This window comes from Nonomuraea sp. ATR24 (assembly GCF_041950485.1).
GTDB lineage: Bacteria > Actinomycetota > Actinomycetes > Streptosporangiales > Streptosporangiaceae > Nonomuraea > Nonomuraea ceibae.
Map to the genome: position 1 here is coordinate 1 of NZ_JBGNUU010000048.1, position 1275 is coordinate 1275.

General features: G+C 71.2%; 1 protein-coding gene. It reads right to left on the reverse strand.

The features are described from left to right. The coding region (locus ACBI99_RS45770) for an IS4 family transposase (protein WP_375075416.1) at nucleotides 1–1205 on the reverse strand (1205 nt) is incomplete at its 3' end. Nucleotides 1206–1275 lie beyond the last annotated feature (70 nt).

The following is a 1275-nucleotide window of genomic DNA, read 5'->3' on the forward strand; positions in this document are numbered from 1 at the left end:
CGGTCGATGGCGGGTCCGCGGGCGTTGTATTTGGAGATCGCGCGTTTGACGATGCGGTCTTTGGTGCGGACCCGCCGGGCGGGCAAGAGGTGGGCCAGGACGTGACGCCCGATGCTGCCGATCAGGTCGATGTCGGTGCCGGTGATGACGCCGGCGGCCAGGATGAGCTGGTCACGGGCGGCGGCCAGGGCCGTGGTGAAGCCGGCCCGGTCCGGGTCGAGGCCTGGAACACTGTCGGTGGCGTCGGTCATCGCGATGCGCAGGACCTGATAGACGGTCAGCAGGGCCCAGACCTCCTGTTCGATGCCGTCAGGGGTGCGCGAGCGCAGGATGTGCCCGCCCAGGATGGTGGACTTCAGCTCGGCGTAGGTGGTCTCGATCTCCCAGCGCTCGTGGTAGAGCCGCACGAGATCGGCCGCCGGATGGCGGGAAGCGTCGGTGAGGGTGGTCAACAGCCGGTAGTGACTGCTCCGGATGCCGGCCGCGGTGCGGATGGTGATCTCGGCGTCAATGACGCGGACGGTCAGCGCGCCGAGCCGGGCCAGGGCCGAGCCGTCGCGGCAGCGCGCCACGGCAGGCAGGTTGCGGCCGGACTTGCAGCGCACCAGCAGGTCGGCGCCGGTGGCGGCCAGATGGTTGAGCAGATCGGTGGCGGCGAAGTTCCGGTCGCCCAGCAGGAGCATCCCGGCCCGTAGCTGCGCGGCCAGGCGGCGGGCGTAGTCCAGCTCACCGGTCGTGGCAGGCCCGAAGGCGGCCGCGATGAGCGACCGGGTCCCGCAGGACAGCAGCACGGTCAGCCGCAGTTGCGGGTATCCCGAGATCCCGTTGCCGAGCCGCTGCCGGGTGAACCTGGCAAGGTTGGCCGCACAGTCCGGGACCGAAAGCAGGGTGCCATCGACGGCGACCAGGCGCAGTCCCCGCCACCATCCCGCCGCAGCGGTCGTCACCGCAGGACCGCTCAGCAGGTCGAACAGCGCCTTCATCGGCGCCGCTCCCAGCCGCTGGCGGGCCTGGCGAAGAGCGCTGCCGCTGGGCCGCAGGGGTGCCAGGCCCGCCAGCCCGGCGCACAACCGGTCGAACACCTGCCGGTAGCCCAGGCCGGTGAACAACGCCGCGGCCAGCAGCAGGTAGACCGTGACCCGGGCCGGCACCAGGCGGACCCTGCGCTCATGCGCACGGGTCTGCGCCAGCACATCATCGACCATCTCGAACGGAATGATCCGGGTCAGTTCACCCAGATGTCCCGGCGCGAACACCCCTGGCGCTACCCCGGCC